Origin of the sequence: Chloroflexus sp. (assembly GCF_034431535.1) — a bacterium.
Taxonomy (GTDB): Bacteria; Chloroflexota; Chloroflexia; order Chloroflexales; family Chloroflexaceae; genus Chloroflexus.
Genome location: NZ_DAOUDC010000056.1, coordinates 1 through 13539, shown reverse-complemented (window position 1 = coordinate 13539; position 13539 = coordinate 1). Strand labels below are relative to the sequence as shown.

The 13539-nt window shown below is 59.8% G+C and carries 28 protein-coding genes; all 28 read right to left on the bottom strand.

Annotated elements, in window-relative coordinates; translation table 11 throughout:
• Window positions 1-78 precede the first annotated feature (78 nt).
• On the bottom strand, window positions 79-492 hold the full coding sequence (gene rpsK, locus U9R61_RS14085; protein ID WP_066789278.1) for a 30S ribosomal protein S11: 414 nt from the start codon (window positions 490-492) through the stop codon (window positions 79-81).
• 19 nt (window positions 493-511) lie between these two features.
• Complete coding sequence (rpsM, locus tag U9R61_RS14080; RefSeq protein WP_066789275.1) at window positions 512-892, bottom strand: 30S ribosomal protein S13; 381 nt, start codon at window positions 890-892, stop codon at window positions 512-514.
• A gap of 95 nt (window positions 893-987) precedes the next feature.
• Window positions 988-1104, bottom strand: a complete 117-nt coding sequence (gene rpmJ, locus U9R61_RS14075) for a 50S ribosomal protein L36 (RefSeq protein WP_012258254.1) — start codon at window positions 1102-1104, stop codon at window positions 988-990.
• 47 nt (window positions 1105-1151) lie between these two features.
• Window positions 1152-1373: a translation initiation factor IF-1 gene (gene infA, locus U9R61_RS14070; RefSeq protein ID WP_012258253.1), complete on the bottom strand. Its 222-nt coding sequence runs from the start codon at window positions 1371-1373 to the stop codon at window positions 1152-1154.
• 12 nt (window positions 1374-1385) lie between these two features.
• Entirely contained in the window at window positions 1386-2054 is a 669-nt protein-coding gene (locus U9R61_RS14065) for an adenylate kinase (RefSeq protein WP_066789272.1), read from the bottom strand.
• 145 nt (window positions 2055-2199) lie between these two features.
• Window positions 2200-3552, bottom strand: coding sequence for a preprotein translocase subunit SecY (gene secY, locus U9R61_RS14060; protein ID WP_322489444.1), 1353 nt, complete (start codon window positions 3550-3552; stop codon window positions 2200-2202).
• A 54-nt stretch (window positions 3553-3606) separates the two neighbouring features.
• The gene (rplO, locus tag U9R61_RS14055) at window positions 3607-4119 is read right to left on the bottom strand and encodes a 50S ribosomal protein L15 (RefSeq protein ID WP_322489443.1); all 513 of its coding nucleotides are present in this window, start codon (window positions 4117-4119) and stop codon (window positions 3607-3609) included.
• Complete coding sequence (gene rpmD / locus U9R61_RS14050; protein WP_015941720.1) at window positions 4116-4313, bottom strand: 50S ribosomal protein L30; 198 nt, start codon at window positions 4311-4313, stop codon at window positions 4116-4118. Before rpmD ends, rplO begins: the two co-directional genes overlap by 4 nt.
• Window positions 4313-4849, bottom strand: a complete 537-nt coding sequence (rpsE, locus tag U9R61_RS14045; RefSeq protein ID WP_066789264.1) for a 30S ribosomal protein S5 — start codon at window positions 4847-4849, stop codon at window positions 4313-4315. The genes rpmD and rpsE overlap by 1 nt, the downstream gene beginning before the upstream one ends.
• A gap of 29 nt (window positions 4850-4878) precedes the next feature.
• Complete coding sequence (rplR, locus tag U9R61_RS14040) at window positions 4879-5241, bottom strand: 50S ribosomal protein L18 (RefSeq protein WP_066789261.1); 363 nt, start codon at window positions 5239-5241, stop codon at window positions 4879-4881.
• 194 nt (window positions 5242-5435) lie between these two features.
• On the bottom strand, window positions 5436-5999 hold the full coding sequence (gene rplF, locus U9R61_RS14035) for a 50S ribosomal protein L6 (protein ID WP_322489442.1): 564 nt from the start codon (window positions 5997-5999) through the stop codon (window positions 5436-5438).
• 18 nt (window positions 6000-6017) lie between these two features.
• Window positions 6018-6419, bottom strand: coding sequence for a 30S ribosomal protein S8 (gene rpsH, locus U9R61_RS14030; protein ID WP_066789256.1), 402 nt, complete (start codon window positions 6417-6419; stop codon window positions 6018-6020).
• A gap of 55 nt (window positions 6420-6474) precedes the next feature.
• Window positions 6475-6660: a type Z 30S ribosomal protein S14 gene (locus U9R61_RS14025; protein ID WP_322489441.1), complete on the bottom strand. Its 186-nt coding sequence runs from the start codon at window positions 6658-6660 to the stop codon at window positions 6475-6477.
• Window positions 6661-6717: 57 nt separating this feature from the next.
• The gene (rplE, locus tag U9R61_RS14020; RefSeq protein WP_066789250.1) at window positions 6718-7260 is read right to left on the bottom strand and encodes a 50S ribosomal protein L5; all 543 of its coding nucleotides are present in this window, start codon (window positions 7258-7260) and stop codon (window positions 6718-6720) included.
• A gap of 56 nt (window positions 7261-7316) precedes the next feature.
• The gene (gene rplX / locus U9R61_RS14015) at window positions 7317-7649 is read right to left on the bottom strand and encodes a 50S ribosomal protein L24 (RefSeq protein ID WP_322489440.1); all 333 of its coding nucleotides are present in this window, start codon (window positions 7647-7649) and stop codon (window positions 7317-7319) included.
• A complete protein-coding gene (rplN, locus tag U9R61_RS14010; protein ID WP_012258241.1) occupies window positions 7649-8017 on the bottom strand; it encodes a 50S ribosomal protein L14 in 369 nt (122 codons plus the stop codon). The genes rplX and rplN overlap by 1 nt, the downstream gene beginning before the upstream one ends.
• 2 nt (window positions 8018-8019) lie before the next feature.
• Complete coding sequence (gene rpsQ, locus U9R61_RS14005) at window positions 8020-8289, bottom strand: 30S ribosomal protein S17 (protein ID WP_416208855.1); 270 nt, start codon at window positions 8287-8289, stop codon at window positions 8020-8022.
• 18 nt (window positions 8290-8307) lie between these two features.
• Window positions 8308-8514 (bottom strand): 50S ribosomal protein L29, encoded by a 207-nt coding sequence (gene rpmC / locus U9R61_RS14000; RefSeq protein ID WP_322489439.1) that lies wholly within the window; start codon window positions 8512-8514, stop codon window positions 8308-8310.
• A complete protein-coding gene (gene rplP / locus U9R61_RS13995) occupies window positions 8501-8956 on the bottom strand; it encodes a 50S ribosomal protein L16 (protein WP_322489438.1) in 456 nt (151 codons plus the stop codon). The genes rpmC and rplP overlap by 14 nt, the downstream gene beginning before the upstream one ends.
• Window positions 8943-9671: a 30S ribosomal protein S3 gene (rpsC, locus tag U9R61_RS13990; RefSeq protein ID WP_322489437.1), complete on the bottom strand. Its 729-nt coding sequence runs from the start codon at window positions 9669-9671 to the stop codon at window positions 8943-8945. The genes rplP and rpsC overlap by 14 nt, the downstream gene beginning before the upstream one ends.
• 15 nt (window positions 9672-9686) lie before the next feature.
• The gene (gene rplV / locus U9R61_RS13985) at window positions 9687-10028 is read right to left on the bottom strand and encodes a 50S ribosomal protein L22 (RefSeq protein ID WP_066789237.1); all 342 of its coding nucleotides are present in this window, start codon (window positions 10026-10028) and stop codon (window positions 9687-9689) included.
• An 89-nt stretch (window positions 10029-10117) separates the two neighbouring features.
• Window positions 10118-10405: a 30S ribosomal protein S19 gene (rpsS, locus tag U9R61_RS13980; protein ID WP_298405817.1), complete on the bottom strand. Its 288-nt coding sequence runs from the start codon at window positions 10403-10405 to the stop codon at window positions 10118-10120.
• 54 nt (window positions 10406-10459) lie between these two features.
• Entirely contained in the window at window positions 10460-11284 is an 825-nt protein-coding gene (gene rplB / locus U9R61_RS13975) for a 50S ribosomal protein L2 (protein ID WP_322489436.1), read from the bottom strand.
• A gap of 76 nt (window positions 11285-11360) precedes the next feature.
• A complete protein-coding gene (gene rplW, locus U9R61_RS13970; RefSeq protein WP_298405814.1) occupies window positions 11361-11645 on the bottom strand; it encodes a 50S ribosomal protein L23 in 285 nt (94 codons plus the stop codon).
• 3 nt (window positions 11646-11648) lie between these two features.
• Window positions 11649-12317: a 50S ribosomal protein L4 gene (gene rplD, locus U9R61_RS13965; RefSeq protein WP_322489435.1), complete on the bottom strand. Its 669-nt coding sequence runs from the start codon at window positions 12315-12317 to the stop codon at window positions 11649-11651.
• Between the two features lie 12 nt (window positions 12318-12329).
• The gene (rplC, locus tag U9R61_RS13960) at window positions 12330-12962 is read right to left on the bottom strand and encodes a 50S ribosomal protein L3 (protein ID WP_322489434.1); all 633 of its coding nucleotides are present in this window, start codon (window positions 12960-12962) and stop codon (window positions 12330-12332) included.
• 113 nt (window positions 12963-13075) lie between these two features.
• Window positions 13076-13384, bottom strand: a complete 309-nt coding sequence (gene rpsJ, locus U9R61_RS13955; protein ID WP_012258230.1) for a 30S ribosomal protein S10 — start codon at window positions 13382-13384, stop codon at window positions 13076-13078.
• Between the two features lie 63 nt (window positions 13385-13447).
• On the bottom strand, window positions 13448-13539 hold a 92-nt coding region (locus U9R61_RS13950), incomplete at its 5' end, for a hypothetical protein (RefSeq protein WP_322487988.1).

Genomic DNA, 13539 nt, shown 5'->3' with positions numbered 1-13539 from the left:
CCGGTTCCAGTTGCGGTCGTCTCACAGTGAAGTGACAGAACGAGTACCTTGTCGCCACCCATCACCGAACCGTTGTGCTTACACGCGGCGGCGCTTGGGCGGGCGGCAGCCGTTATGCGGAATGGGCGTCACATCGGTAATTGCCGTAATCTGCAAACCAGCGGCCTGCAACGAGCGGATCGCGGCCTCGCGGCCAGCGCCGGGGCCCTTCACAAACACCTCAACCGACCGCATGCCGTTTTCCATCGCCTTGCGGGCGGCGTTCTCGGCGGCCACCTGCGCAGCGTAGGGCGTGCTCTTGCGTGAGCCTTTGAAACCGCTCTGGCCGGCGCTCGCCCAACACACCACCGCGCCCTGCGGATCGGTAATCGTCACGATCGTATTGTTAAACGTGCTCTGAATATGCGCCTGACCCCGCGGCACATTCTTGCGTTCGCGGCGCTTGCCGCGCTGGCGTGCCGTCGTCGTGGTCGCTTTTCCCTTCGCGGGCATGCCTCACTCCTTATCGCAATTACTTTTTGGTCTTCTTCTTGATACCGATCGCCTGACCGCGCCGCCCGCGGCGAGTGCGAGCATTGGTGCGCGTGCGCTGGCCACGCACCGGCATGCCACGGCGGTGGCGCAAGCCACGGTAGCAGCCAATATCCATTAGGCGCTTGATATTCAACTGCACCTCGCGGCGCAAATCGCCCTCGACCCGATACTCGCGATCGACAATCTCGCGAATCCGGCCAACCTCTTCCTCGGTCAGATCACGCACCCGGCGCTCGGGATTCACATTCGCCTTGCGCAGAATGTCCATGCCATTCGAGCGGCCGATCCCATAGATGTAAGTGATCGCAATCTCGATCTTTTTGTTGCGGGGAATATCAACCCCGGCGATACGTGCCATGCCTTTCCTCTTCGCTACTGATAGGTTCCGCCAACCGGATGCGGCTGGCGGAGCGTCCTTCTCGGCCCGTCAGAGCGGGCGGATATTGCCTGCCGTTATCCTTGCCGCTGTTTATGCTTCGGTGTGCGCGAGCAGATCACCCGGATCACGCCCTTACGCTTAATCACCTTGCAATACTCGCAGCGCGGCTTTACCGACGCTCGCACTTTCATTTCAGCCTCCTTGCGGCGGCGGACGCCGCCGTGCTGCGTCGCGCCCCCTACTTATAGCGATACGTAATGCGTCCCCGGGTCAGGTCATACGGCGACAGCTCGACCAATACCCGGTCACCCTTCAAGATCCGGATGTAATTCATCCGCATCTTGCCCGAGATGTGAGCAAGCACTTCATGCCCGTTATCGAGCTGCACCCGGAACATTGCGTTAGGCAATGGCTCCGTGATCGTGCCCTCCATCTCGATCACGTCCTTCTTCTTCGACATATCCCTCCTAACCTACGGCTGCGCCGGCGCCAGATACGGGCTCAGCGCTTTCAGCATTGCCTCTGTCACGAGCGCGATCTCACGTTGACCATCGATCTCATGCAGGATGCCCTGCCGCTGATAGTACTCAATGAGCGGCATCGTTTGGGCGAAGTAGACATCCAGCCGGTGCTGCGCCGTCTCGATCGAATCATCGCTCCGTTGATAGAGTTTGCCGCCGCAGGCGTCGCAGATACCCGGTCGGTGCGACGGAAAATAATAGATATTGAAGATAGCGCCGCAGGTGCGGCACGTCTGCCGACCGGCAATTCGGCGCAGCAGCACATCTTGTGGCACGGCCAAAAAGAGCACGGCGTCGATGCGAGCGCCGTCACCCGCAAGCGCCTCTTCGAGCGCCCGCGCCTGATCTTGGGTCCGCGGGAAGCCGTCGAAGATGACACCGGCGGCGCAGTCCGGCTGCCGGATGCGCTCAAGGATCATCCGAATCACGACCTCATCGGGTACCAATTCACCGCGATCCATATAGGACTTTGCCAGCATGCCCAATTCGGTTCCTTCACGCAACGCGGCGCGAAAGAGATCGCCGCTGGCGACGTGGGTCAAACCAGTCCGATCGGCGAGGGTCTTTGCCTGTGTGCCTTTGCCGGCCCCCGGCGGTCCTAACAAGATAACGTTGGTCATGACTCGGCGCTCGCTCATTTTCAGAACCGCACAGCACCCTGTACGGTATGACCGTCTGCCTGTCTCACAAAGACGCTGCCCAACCGGCATGCCGGCGAGCAACGGCTTGTATTGTACTACACTTTTTGCCGTTCGTGTGCAACGTCTACCGGGTCAAGAAACCCTCGTAGTCGCGCATAATCAACTGCGCCTCAAGCTGGCGCATGGTATCGACTGCCACACCGACCACAATCAGCAGTGCAGTGCTGCCTAACCCAATCTGCACACCCGTGATCGACTGGGTGAGGAAGGGTAACACCGCAATCAAGCCGAGGAAGAGCGCGCCGGCGAGCGTGATCCGGTTGAGCACCTTCATCAGATACTCCTCCGTCTTTTTGCCGGGGCGAATGCCGGGGATGAACCCGCCATTGCGCTGCAAGTTCTCAGCCAGATCTTGCTGGGTGAATATCACCACCGTGTAGAAGTAGGTAAACCCAACCGTCAACAAGAAGAGGAGCGTCATGTAGACGATCCCGCCGCCCTGCCCGGTCGGATTGAATGTGTTATAGAAGAAGCCGGCGATCGCATTCCCGATCCCTTCGGCGCCGGGCCGGTAGAACCACGACGCGACGATGCCGGGGAAGATGATAATGCTTTGGGCGAAGATCAGCGGGATCATGCCGGCCGAATTCACCTTCAGCGGAATGAAGCTGCTCTGGCCGCCATAGACCTTGTTGCCGCGCACCCGCCGCGCATATTGCACCCGAATACGGCGCTGACCTTCTTGAATGAGCACAATGCCGACGATCGTCAACAGCGCGATGGCGATAAAGCCGATCAGGCCAAGAATGGTGCTGAAATCACCGGCTTGGCTGATCTGGAAGCCCTGAATGATCAATCCGGGCAACCGCGACACGATTCCGCCGAAGATGATGATCGAGATACCGTTGCCGATCCCGCGCTCGTTGATCTGTTCACCGAGCCAGATCAACAGCATCGTACCGGCGACCATTGTCGTCAGCACGGTGAAGGTCGGTAAGAAATTCGCCCCCAGATCGAACGGGGTGCGGAACAACGACTGAATAGGATCGTTGTTGGGGTTAATCGTGCGCTCAAGGGTCAGCGTCTGACCGTAGGCTTGCAGGTACGCCAGCGGAATGGTCAGCCACAACTGGTAGCGGTTGAGGCGCAGGCGGCCCTGTTCGCCCTCTTTTTGCAATTCTTGCAGCGCGGGAATGAGTGGCTGCAACAACTGCATAATAATTTGGGCGGTGATATACGGGTAGACACCCATCGCCGCCACTGAAAAGTTTTCCAGCGCGCCGCCGGCAAACAGGTTGAGCAACTGGGCAAGTTGGTTAGTTGCCAGCGCCTGCCGCAACTGCTCGAGCGTTACCGGGTTGATGTTAGGCACCGGAATATGCGCGATCAGGCGAAACAGAAACAGCATCCCGATCGTAAAGAGGATGCGGCGCCGGAGATCAGGCAACTGAATAGCGCGAAGTACAGCCTGCAGCATGGTGATGCTTCCTGTGGGCGGCGAGAACAACTGGGTTCTCGCCGCACTGACCAATTACGATTGGAGAGCGTTGCGCATGCTCGGATTGGGCCCGCGCGAGCGCGAGGGGCGCTCGACGACCCACGTCAGATCGATCGCCTTTCCGCCGGCGGCCTCGATTTTCTGGCGGGCGCTGGCCGAAAACTTATGCGCCTTGATCACCAACGGCTGGCTCAATTCGCCGTCGCCGAGAATCTTGATCGGCATCTTCTTGCGGCGCACTAGCCGGCGATCCAACAGCGATTCCGGAGTCACTTCCAGCTCAACCGGCCAATCGGCAAGGCTGCCAACGTTGACCACTTCATACTCAATGCGGAACTTGTTCGTAAACCCGCGCTTGAAGGGCATGCGCTTCACCAGCCGGTTCTGGCCGCCCTCAAAGGTGCGGTAAGGCCCGGGCCCGCTGCGAGCCTTCTGGCCCATCATACCCTTACCGCCGGTCTTGCCTTTGCCCGATCCGTGGCCGCGACCGATGCGCTTGCTCTTGCGGTGCGAACCTTCGGCGGGGCGCAAATCGTGAAGTTTCATGCCTGCACCTCGTCCTCAACCTCTTCCACCTTCACGAGGTGCTGAATCTTAAACAGCATCCCGCGCACCGATGGATTATCAGGTTTGAGCACACTCTGATTCAATCGGCGCAAGCCGAGCGCGGCCAGCGTCTCTTTCTGGTCACGCGCATAGCCGATTGCGCTTTTGACATACGTTACGCGCAGCTTACCCATCACGCCGCCTCCGTTTCGCGCCGCGTCCGGCGTTCCATCAGCTCTTGCGTCGTCATGTCGCGCCGACGCGCCATCTCTTGCAGCGAGGTCATCTCGCTTAGCGCCTTGAATGTCGCCTTCACGACATTCACCGGGTTATTGCTGCCATAGACCTTCGAGAGCAGGTCTTTAATGCCAGCCGCCTCAACCACCGGGCGCACGCCGCGACCGGCGATAACGCCGGTACCGGGGGCTGCCGGGCGCAGCATCACTTTGGTGGCAGCATACTTCGTCACGACCTCGTGGGGCACGGTCGAATGCACCAGCGGTACGCGGATCAGATTGCGCTTGGCCGCTTCGGCCCCCTTGCGGATCGCATCCGGCACTTCTGCCGCTTTGCCCATGCCAATGCCAACGTGGCCTTTGCCATCGCCGACCACAACGACCGTGCTGAAGCTGAAGCGCCGGCCGCCCTTCACGACCTTTGACACGCGGTTGATCTGGACGACTCGCTCCTCGAGCTCCAGCGTGTCGGGGTTGATACGTTCTCGTTTCACAGTTCCTCCGCTACGCTGCCCTTGGGCAACTAGAAGTTCAGACCAGCTTCGCGGGCCGCCTCGGCCAGCGCTTTCACCCGTCCGTGATACTTATAGCCGCCGCGATCGAAGACCACCTTCGTAATCCCGGCTTGCAACGCTCGTTCGGCAATCAACTTGCCGACCAGCGCCGCTTCCTGCGTCTTGGTCATGTCCGGAGTGCCGTTCCAGCCCTTTTCGGTGGTGGAAGCGGCCACCAGCGTATGGCCGACGGTATCATCAATCACCTGCGCGTAAATGTGGGCATGGCTGCGGAACACATTCAGCCGCGGCCGTTCTGAGGTGCCCGACACGCGCTTGCGGATGCGATTATGCCGGCGAAGCCGGAGTTCACGTGGTGTTCGTTTTCCCATACTATCCTCAATACTGCCGCAACGGAGATTCTATCCCCCGTCGCTCGCTTGGGTCAATCACGATAGAACAGTGGCGTTGTATCGCTGCATCCGTCCCTTTCTGACTGGATAACAGAGAGGGACGGGATGCCTTGCCAACCAATCCTGTCTATCCTATCGTTACCGCGTATGCCGCTAGCCGCGTTTCCAGCCGGCTACTTCGCCTTACCAGCCTTGCCGGCCTTGCGGCGGATCTTCTCTTCGACGTACTTAATGCCCTTGCCCTTATACGGCTCCGGCGGACGCAGACTGCGAATGCGCGCTGCCTCTTCACCCACCTGTTGCTTATCGATCCCGACCACTGTCAGCGCGAGCGGGTCGTTGGCCGACTTGCGCTCACCGACGACATAGCTAATGTTCGGCGGCGGATCGAGGCGCACCTGATGGGAAAAGCCAAGGTTGAGCACCAGCGTCTTACCCTCAAGTTGGGCGCGGTAGCCGACGCCATTGATTTCGAGCGCCCGCTGCCAGCCCTGCGTCACCCCAACAATCATATTATGAAGCAGGGTGCGCGTCAGGCCGTGCAAAGCCCGGTGCAACTTCTCGTCCGAAGGGCGTTGGACGGTAATCACATCCCCTTCCTGCTTAATCAGCATATCGGGGTGCAACTGCTGGGTCAGGGTACCCTTCGGGCCTTTCACCGTCACGAGGTTCTGCTCGCCGATGGTAACCTGAACGCCCTTCGGCACGGTAATCGGTCGTTTGCCAATTCGCGACATGATACTCCTCCGTGCGCGTTACCAAACGTAGCAGAGCACTTCGCCGCCGACGCGCTCGCGCCAAGCCTCGTGGTCAGCGAGCACACCCTTCGGCGTCGAGAGAATGCTCAGCCCGAGGCCGCCGCGCACCCGCGGAATGTCATCGCGCTTGGTATAGATGCGCAGCCCCGGCTTGCTCACCCGGCGCAGACCAGTAATTGCCGGCCGGCGGTCGGACATATACTTCAGCGTAATCGAAATGGTCTTATACGGCTTGCCATCATCGATCACCGCGTAATCCCGAATAAAACCTTCCCGCTTCAAGATGTCGGCAATTGCAATCTTCATCTTCGATGCCGGCATCGTCACCGTTGTATGGCGGGCCATGCACGCATTGCGGATGCGTGTCAGCATATCGCCGATAGGATCATTCACACTCACGGTATGCCTCCTCACAAGTCGGGCGTCAAAAACGTTTCTGATTGCCGCACAGCACTCACCAGCTCGACTTGACGACGCCCGGAATGAGGCCCTTCAACGCATGCTCGCGGAAGCAAATACGGCACATCCCGAACTTGCGAATATAGGCTCGCGTCCGGCCGCAGATCTTGCAGCGATGGTAGGCGCGCACCTGAAATTTCGGCGGCCGCTGAGCCTTCACGATCAACGATTTCTTAGCCAACGGAATACCTCCTCAAAGCGTTGAACCAGTCAGCGCACTGCGCGCTCTTAGTTCAAACTAATCACGAAATGGCATACCGAGCCGCTTAAGCAGCGAATAGGCCTGCTCATCATTCGGCGCGCTGGTGACAATCGCCACCTCTAACCCACGAATCTTGTCGATTTTGTCGTAGTCGATGTCTGGGAAGACGATCTGCTCGCGCAGACCAAGGCTATAGTTGCCGCGGCCATCGAACGAACTGCGGCTCACGCCGCGGAAGTCACGGATGCGCGGCAGCGCCAGCGAGCAGAGTCGGTCAAGAAAATCGTACATCCGATCGCCGCGCAGCGTAACCATCGCACCGATCGGCATCCCGGCGCGCAGCTTAAACGACGCCACCGATTTCTTGGCCCGCGTCACCACCGGCTTTTGGCCAGTGATCGTCGCCAGATCATTCACCGCGGCCTCGATCGCCTTGGCATTCTGCACCGCCTCGCCGACGCCAACATTGACCACAATTTTGACGAGGCGCGGCACCTGCATGATGGATTTGAACTTAAACTCCTCCATCAATGCGGGGACGACCTCTTTCTGATACTTTTCACGCAATCGAACGGTCATGGCTCTTTCTCCAGGGGCTTGGCGTCAGTCTTAAGCTGCGCCGGCCCTGAAATAGACTACTTATCGATAATGGCGTCACAGGCCTTGCAATAGCGCACCTTGCGCGGGCGGCCCTTATGATCGGTCTCTTCGAGGAAGCGCTTGCCGGTGCGCGAGGCCCGCCCGCAGCTCGGGCAGATCAGCATCACATTCGAAGCGTGCAGCGGCGCTTCCATCTCGATAATCCCGCCGGCGCGACCGGGGCCGCGCGGCTTCTGGTGGCGCTTAACGATATTCAACCCTTCCACCACCACCCGGTTCACCGCCGGCAGCGCGTACTTAATCTTGCCGCGGCGCCCCTTATCCTTGCCGGCGATCACCAACACTTCATCACCAGTCTTCACATGCATCACAGCACCTCCGGGGCAAGCGACACGATCCGCATAAACTGCTTCTCGCGCAACTCACGGGCCACCGGGCCAAAAATACGGGTGCCACGCGGGTTATTCTCTTTCCCGATCAACACCGCCGCGTTATCATCAAAGCGGATGTGCGAACCGTCGGGCCGGCCATACTCTTTGGCCGTGCGGATAATCACCGCTTTGACCACATCACCCTTTTTGACCTGACCGCCAGGCGTTGCCACCTTTACCGATGCGACAATGATATCGCCGACCCGGCCATAGCGCACCCGCGAACCACCGAGGACCCGGATGCACATGATCTCTTTGGCCCCGGTATTATCGGCAACCTTTAGCCGTGTTTGAGGCTGGATCATGGCTACTCCCCCTCGTCACGCTTGACAATTTCGACTACCCGCCAGCGCTTCGTGCGGCTCAGCGGGCGGGTCTCTTCGATCCGCACGACATCACCCACTTTGCAGGCATTTTCCTCATCGTGGGCGTGAAACTTCTTCGTCCGCCGAATAATCTTGCGATAGAGCGGATGGGGCTTGAGATAATCCACCGCCACCACTACTGTCTTGTCCATTTTATCGCTGACGACGCGGCCAACCTTTGTCGTCTTGCGCTTTTGTTCTGCGGTCATCATGCTCTGCTCCATAATCCGTTAGCCGAGCTCAGCCTGCGCCAACTCGCGCTCGCGCAGGATGGTCAGGATGCGCGCAATCTCCTTCTTGACCTGACGGGGCCGAGCGGTATTGGCTAAGCTGCCGGTCGCCTTTTGGAAGCGCAGATTAAACAGCTCAACTTTATACTCAGCCAGCTTCGCGTGCAGTTGGGCATCATCGAGGGCGCGCAGCTCATTCGTTTTCACTGCTCACCTCCTCGGCAGTAGCCAGCGTGCCCTGCTCTTCGCGGTCGATGACCTTGCACTTCACCGGCAGCTTTTGCGCGGCGCGGCGCAGGGCCTCATGGGCAACCTCTTCGCGCACACCGGCTAGCTCAAACATAATCCGGCCGGGCTTGACTACCGCCACCCAGTGATCAACCGAACCCTTACCGCCACCCATACGGGTCTCAGCGGGCTTGCGAGTGACGGGTTTATCGGGAAAAATCCGGATCCACACCTTACCGCCACGCTTCACATAATTAGTGATCGCACGGCGGGCAGCCTCAATCTGGCGGCTGGAGATCCAGCTTGGTTCGAGCGCCATCAGGCCATACTCACCAAACACGACATTATTGCCGCGGTACGAAAGGCCGGGGCTGCGCCCTTTTTGCATTTTGCGGTACTTCGTGCGCTTAGGCAGAAGCATTGCTATTCCTCCTCGGCTGGCGTTCACGCCGTTCGGGTGCGGGCGCGGGCGCCGCCGGCTGTTCGACCTGCGCCTTCGCGGTCTGGTTGGGGAAGACCTCTCCCTTGTAGATCCAGACCTTCACACCGATGCGGCCGTAGGTCGTGTGGGCATGCACTTGCGCATAATCGATATCAGCGCGCAGCGTATGGCGTGGCACGCGGCCTTCAGCTTCTTCATGGACGCGCGACATTTCGGCGCCGCCGAGCCGGCCCGAGCAGCGCACCTTGACGCCTTGCGCCCCCAGCCGCATCGCGCGCTGGACGGCCTGCTTCATCGCGCGCTTGTAGCTGACACGCTTGGTAATCTGCTCGCCGATGCTCTCGGCCACCAACTGGGCATCAAGTTCAGGCTGATTAATCTCTTTGATATTCAGCTTTATCTTCTTGCCCGTTTTGCGCTCTAGCGTGCTCTTCAGCGTATCGACATTCGTGCCGCGTTTGCCGATCACGATCCCGGGCTTGGCCGTATAGACCGAAATCTCGATCTTATTAGCCGAGCGTTCGATCTCGATCCGCGACACGCCTGCGCTCTGCAATTCTTTGCTGATCAGCTTGCGCAGCTCGATATCTTCATGAAGCTGGCGCGTGTAGTCTTCGCCATTGGCGAACCACTTCGATTGCCAGTCCTTGATATATCCGAGCCGGAAGCCGATCGGATGTACTTTGCGCCCCAAGCGAGCCTCCCTCTACTAGTACTCCGACTTATCGGCCACCACCACCGTGATATGGGTGGTTGGTTTGCGGATGCGATTCGCCATCCCGCGCGCCCGCGGCATAAACCGTTTCAAGACCGGGCCTTGATCGGCGTAAATGGTCTTAATGTACAGCTCTTCGCGATCCATCTCAAAGTTGTGCTCGGCGTTCGCGATTGCCGACTTGAGGGTGCGAGCCACCTCGCGAGCCGCTTTTTGCGGCATATAGCGCAACGTGGCCAATGCACGGTCAACCGGCATGCCGCGCACAACATCCATCACGAGGCGAACCTTCAGCGGCGAGATTCGCACATAGCGGGTCACAGCTTTTGCTTCCATTGCTCTTCTCGTATCGCTACCCGACGCATCTCCACAAGCGTGTTATTCTACCACGTTTCTGGTCTGATGCCATCGGACTTAAGCGGGAGCTACTTGACTTTCCCGCGCTTATCGGCCTTCTTGCCGCCGTGGCCGCGGAAGAAGCGGGTGGGGGCAAACTCACCCAGCTTGTGCCCGACCATGTTTTCGGTAATGTAGACGGGCACGTGGCGGCGGCCATCGTGGACGGCGATGGTATGGCCAATCATCTGCGGGAAGATGGTCGAGTCGCGCGACCATGTGCGGATCACCCGCTTTTCATTGGCCTTGTTCATCGCCTCAATCTTATCGAGCAATCGAATATCGACGTATGGCCCCTTCTTCGACGAGCGGGACATAGTTCCTCCTCATAGGGCGCCGGGCGGCTACGGTCGCCACCCGGCAGAGCAACCTTACTTGCGCCGGCGGACAATAAAGCGATCGAAGCGCGGATTGTGGCGGGTCTTGACGCCACGGGCCGGCTTGCCCCACTTTGTCTTCGGCGTGCTCATGCCACGCGGCGCACGACCCTCGCCACCACCGTGAGGATGGTCGCGGGGGTTCATCGCCGCTCCACGCACGCGCGGCCGGCGGCCAAGCCAGCGCGAGCGGCCGGCCTTACCAATCCGAATGTTCTGGTGATCGACATTGCCGACCTGCCCGATGGTAGCCATGCAGCGCACGTGGATCATGCGCATCTCGCCCGAAGGCATACGGACAGTAGCGTAATCACCCTCTTTGGCCATCAACTGGGCGGCAGTGCCAGCCGAGCGCACCAACACGCCACCGCGCCCGATCTCTAGTTCGATATTGTGGATCTGGGTGCCGAGCGGAATGGCGCTGATCGGCAGAGCGTTACCGACGCGAATTTCGGCATCGGGGCCGCTCATCACCGTATCACCGACCTTGAGGCCGAGCGGTGCAATGATATAGCGCTTCTCGCCATCAGTGTAGGCCAGCAGGGCAATCCGGGCGCTGCGATTGGGATCGTACTCGATCGCCTGCACCTTGGCCGGAATGCCAAACTTATTCCGCTTAAAGTCGATAATGCGATAAAACCGCTTATGGCCGCCGCCGCGATGGCGCACCGTAATGCGGCCCTGATTGTTGCGGCCGGCCTTCTTGCGCAGCGGCTCGATCAAGCCCGGCTCTGGCCGCTTCTTGGTAATCTCCTCGAAGGTCGAGACCGACATATTGCGGCGACCGGCCGAGGTTGGCTTGTAGATGCGAACTCCCATACTTTGTCTCCCTCTGGCGGCGCCGGCTCATCAGTGCGAACCGGTGCCGGTCACTGCTTTCTGTTCAGCAGCGACGTTATGCGCCGAAGATCTCGATCCGATCGCCTTCGGCCAGCGTCACAATCGCCTTCTTCCAATCGCGGGTATAACCGACCGACTGGCCGCGCCGGCGGCGCTTCCCGCGCACATTGATCGTATGCACCTTGGTGACCGTCACATTAAAGATGGTCTCAACCGCGCGCTTGATCTGAGGCTTCGTCGCCTCGCGATGGACCTCAAACGTATACTTGTTGAGTTCCATCAAGCTGGTATTCTTCTCGGTGATCAGCGGGCGGATCAGAATATCATACGGCGTCAGCATAGTTTAATCCTCCTGCGCCGGCGCCGCCACGCGCGTGCGTTCGCCAAGATAACTCTCGACCACCTCAACCGCCGCTTTGGGCATAACGATGTGGTCATAGACCAACAGATCGCGTACATTGAGGTAGTGGGCCAGCAGCGTCTTCACCTGCGGCAGATTATTGGCCGAGCGCCGCAGATTCTCATTCGCCGGGCTCTTGCTGTCGATCACGACCAGCGTCTTCGCATCGGCAAGGCCGTGCGCCTTGAGGAAGGCGATGAAATCCTTGGTGCGCGGCTGCTCGAAGCTCAACGCATCCACAAACCGGATCTGGCCGGCAGCGAACTTGGCCGACAACGCTGAGCGCACGCCAAGCCGGCGCATCTTGCGCGGCATCGAGACGCGATACGAGCGCGGGTGCGGGCCGTGGGCAATACCGCCGCCCTTGTGATGCGGCGCGCGGATCGAGCCTTGGCGGGCGCGACCGGTACCCTTCTGGCGGTAGAGCTTGCGGGTCGAACCCTTGACCTCGCCGCGACCGCGAGTATTGTGCGTACCGAGGCGGGCGTTCGCGTTCTGCATCACCACATACTGATGCATCACCGGCACATTCGGCTCGATGCCGAAGATATAATCGCTAACCTCAATGGCGCCCACCTGTTCGCCGGCCTGATTGTAGAGTGTTGCCTGCATCGTTTTACCCCTCTAGCCCTTCACCGCTCTGCGGATCTGAAGCAGGCCATTGCGGGCGCCGGGAACGGAGCCCTTCACCAGTAGCAAATTCTGTTCGGGCAGCACTTCGACTACTTCCAGATTCTGGATAGTGACGCGCTTGCCGCCCATGCGGCCAGCCATACGCTGGCCCTTCCACACACGACCGGGTGTGGTGCCGGCGCCAATCGAACCGGGAGCGCGGTGGCGGTCGCTTTGGCCGTGGGTCTTGGGGCCGCCGCGGAAGCCGTGCCGCTTGACGACGCCGGCAAAGCCGCGTCCCTTCGAGTTGCCGGCAATATCGACCTTCTGGCCGGGCTTAAACAGCTCGACTGTGACCACCTCGCCGGGCTTATGCGCCAGCGGATCATCGGTGCTGAACTCGCGCAGATAGCGCAACATCGTGCCGCCTGCCGCCTTGAGATGGCCCTGTTGCGGCTTGGTCAGCTTGCGTGGCTCGACCTCTTCGTAGCCAAGCTGCACCGCGCTGTAGCCGTCGCGCTCCGGCGTGCGGATCTGGGTGACGATGCAGGGGCCGGCCGAGATAACCGTCACCGGAATGGCCATGCCCTTTTCAGTGAAGTACTGCATCATCCCGACTTTGCGACCTAACAATCCGTGAATCATAGTGTACCTCCGCAGCATGCGTCATTCGCGCAGCGGCTGCCTTTCCGGCGCGCGCCACCGCCGTTGACCAAGAACGAAGCCGTCGTCAGCGGCACGCAACGCCTGCTTTTCTTCTACAGCTTAATCTCAATATCGACACCAGCCGGCAGATTGAGCTTCATCAGGGCATTAATCGTTTGCTGGCTCGGATCGAGCACATCGATTAATCGTTTGTGCGTGCGAATCTCAAACTGCTCCTGCGAGTCTTTATCGATGAACCCCGACCGGATCACGCTATAGCGCTCGATCTTGGTCGGCAGCGGCACCGGGCCGGCGACCAGCGCGCCGGTGCGCTCGGCTGCCTCGACGATCTGGCGCGCAGATTGGTCGAGGATCTTGTGATCATACGCCTTGAGGCGAATACGAACCTTTTGCTTAGCCATCTTTTTTTCTCCAATCGACGGGGACGTGGAAAGACCACGTCCCCGTTTCCGGTTCACATTCTGCTAATCAAGGATCTTGGTCACGACGCCGGCGCCGACGGTGCGACCACCCTCACGGATGGCGAAGCGGAGACCCTCTTCGATTGCCACCGGCA

Bases quoted from the DNA above. Each gene is read 5' to 3' on its own strand.
- rpsK (WP_066789278.1), bottom strand. From the start codon at position 492: ATGCCCGCGAAGGGAAAAGCGACCACGACGACGGCACGCCAGCGCGGC.
- rpsM (WP_066789275.1), bottom strand. From the start codon at position 892: ATGGCACGTATCGCCGGGGTTGATATTCCCCGCAACAAAAAGATCGAG.
- rpmJ (WP_012258254.1), bottom strand. From the start codon at position 1,104: ATGAAAGTGCGAGCGTCGGTAAAGCCGCGCTGCGAGTATTGCAAGGTG.
- infA (WP_012258253.1), bottom strand. From the start codon at position 1,373: ATGTCGAAGAAGAAGGACGTGATCGAGATGGAGGGCACGATCACGGAG.
- U9R61_RS14065 (WP_066789272.1), bottom strand. From the start codon at position 2,054: ATGACCAACGTTATCTTGTTAGGACCGCCGGGGGCCGGCAAAGGCACA.
- secY (WP_322489444.1), bottom strand. From the start codon at position 3,552: ATGCTGCAGGCTGTACTTCGCGCTATTCAGTTGCCTGATCTCCGGCGC.
- rplO (WP_322489443.1), bottom strand. From the start codon at position 4,119: ATGAAACTTCACGATTTGCGCCCCGCCGAAGGTTCGCACCGCAAGAGC.
- rpmD (WP_015941720.1), bottom strand. From the start codon at position 4,313: ATGGGTAAGCTGCGCGTAACGTATGTCAAAAGCGCAATCGGCTATGCG.
- rplR (WP_066789261.1), bottom strand. From the start codon at position 5,241: ATGGGAAAACGAACACCACGTGAACTCCGGCTTCGCCGGCATAATCGC.
- rplF (WP_322489442.1), bottom strand. From the start codon at position 5,999: ATGTCGCGAATTGGCAAACGACCGATTACCGTGCCGAAGGGCGTTCAG.
- rplE (WP_066789250.1), bottom strand. From the start codon at position 7,260: ATGACCGTTCGATTGCGTGAAAAGTATCAGAAAGAGGTCGTCCCCGCA.
- rplX (WP_322489440.1), bottom strand. From the start codon at position 7,649: ATGCATGTGAAGACTGGTGATGAAGTGTTGGTGATCGCCGGCAAGGAT.
- rplN (WP_012258241.1), bottom strand. From the start codon at position 8,017: ATGATCCAGCCTCAAACACGGCTAAAGGTTGCCGATAATACCGGGGCC.
- rpsQ (WP_416208855.1), bottom strand. From the start codon at position 8,289: ATGATGACCGCAGAACAAAAGCGCAAGACGACAAAGGTTGGCCGCGTC.
- rplP (WP_322489438.1), bottom strand. From the start codon at position 8,956: ATGCTTCTGCCTAAGCGCACGAAGTACCGCAAAATGCAAAAAGGGCGC.
- rplV (WP_066789237.1), bottom strand. From the start codon at position 10,028: ATGGAAGCAAAAGCTGTGACCCGCTATGTGCGAATCTCGCCGCTGAAG.
- rpsS (WP_298405817.1), bottom strand. From the start codon at position 10,405: ATGTCCCGCTCGTCGAAGAAGGGGCCATACGTCGATATTCGATTGCTC.
- rplB (WP_322489436.1), bottom strand. From the start codon at position 11,284: ATGGGAGTTCGCATCTACAAGCCAACCTCGGCCGGTCGCCGCAATATG.
- rplW (WP_298405814.1), bottom strand. From the start codon at position 11,645: ATGCTGACGCCGTATGATATTCTGATCCGCCCGCTGATCACCGAGAAG.
- rplD (WP_322489435.1), bottom strand. From the start codon at position 12,317: ATGCAGGCAACACTCTACAATCAGGCCGGCGAACAGGTGGGCGCCATT.
- rplC (WP_322489434.1), bottom strand. From the start codon at position 12,962: ATGATTCACGGATTGTTAGGTCGCAAAGTCGGGATGATGCAGTACTTC.
- rpsJ (WP_012258230.1), bottom strand. From the start codon at position 13,384: ATGGCTAAGCAAAAGGTTCGTATTCGCCTCAAGGCGTATGATCACAAG.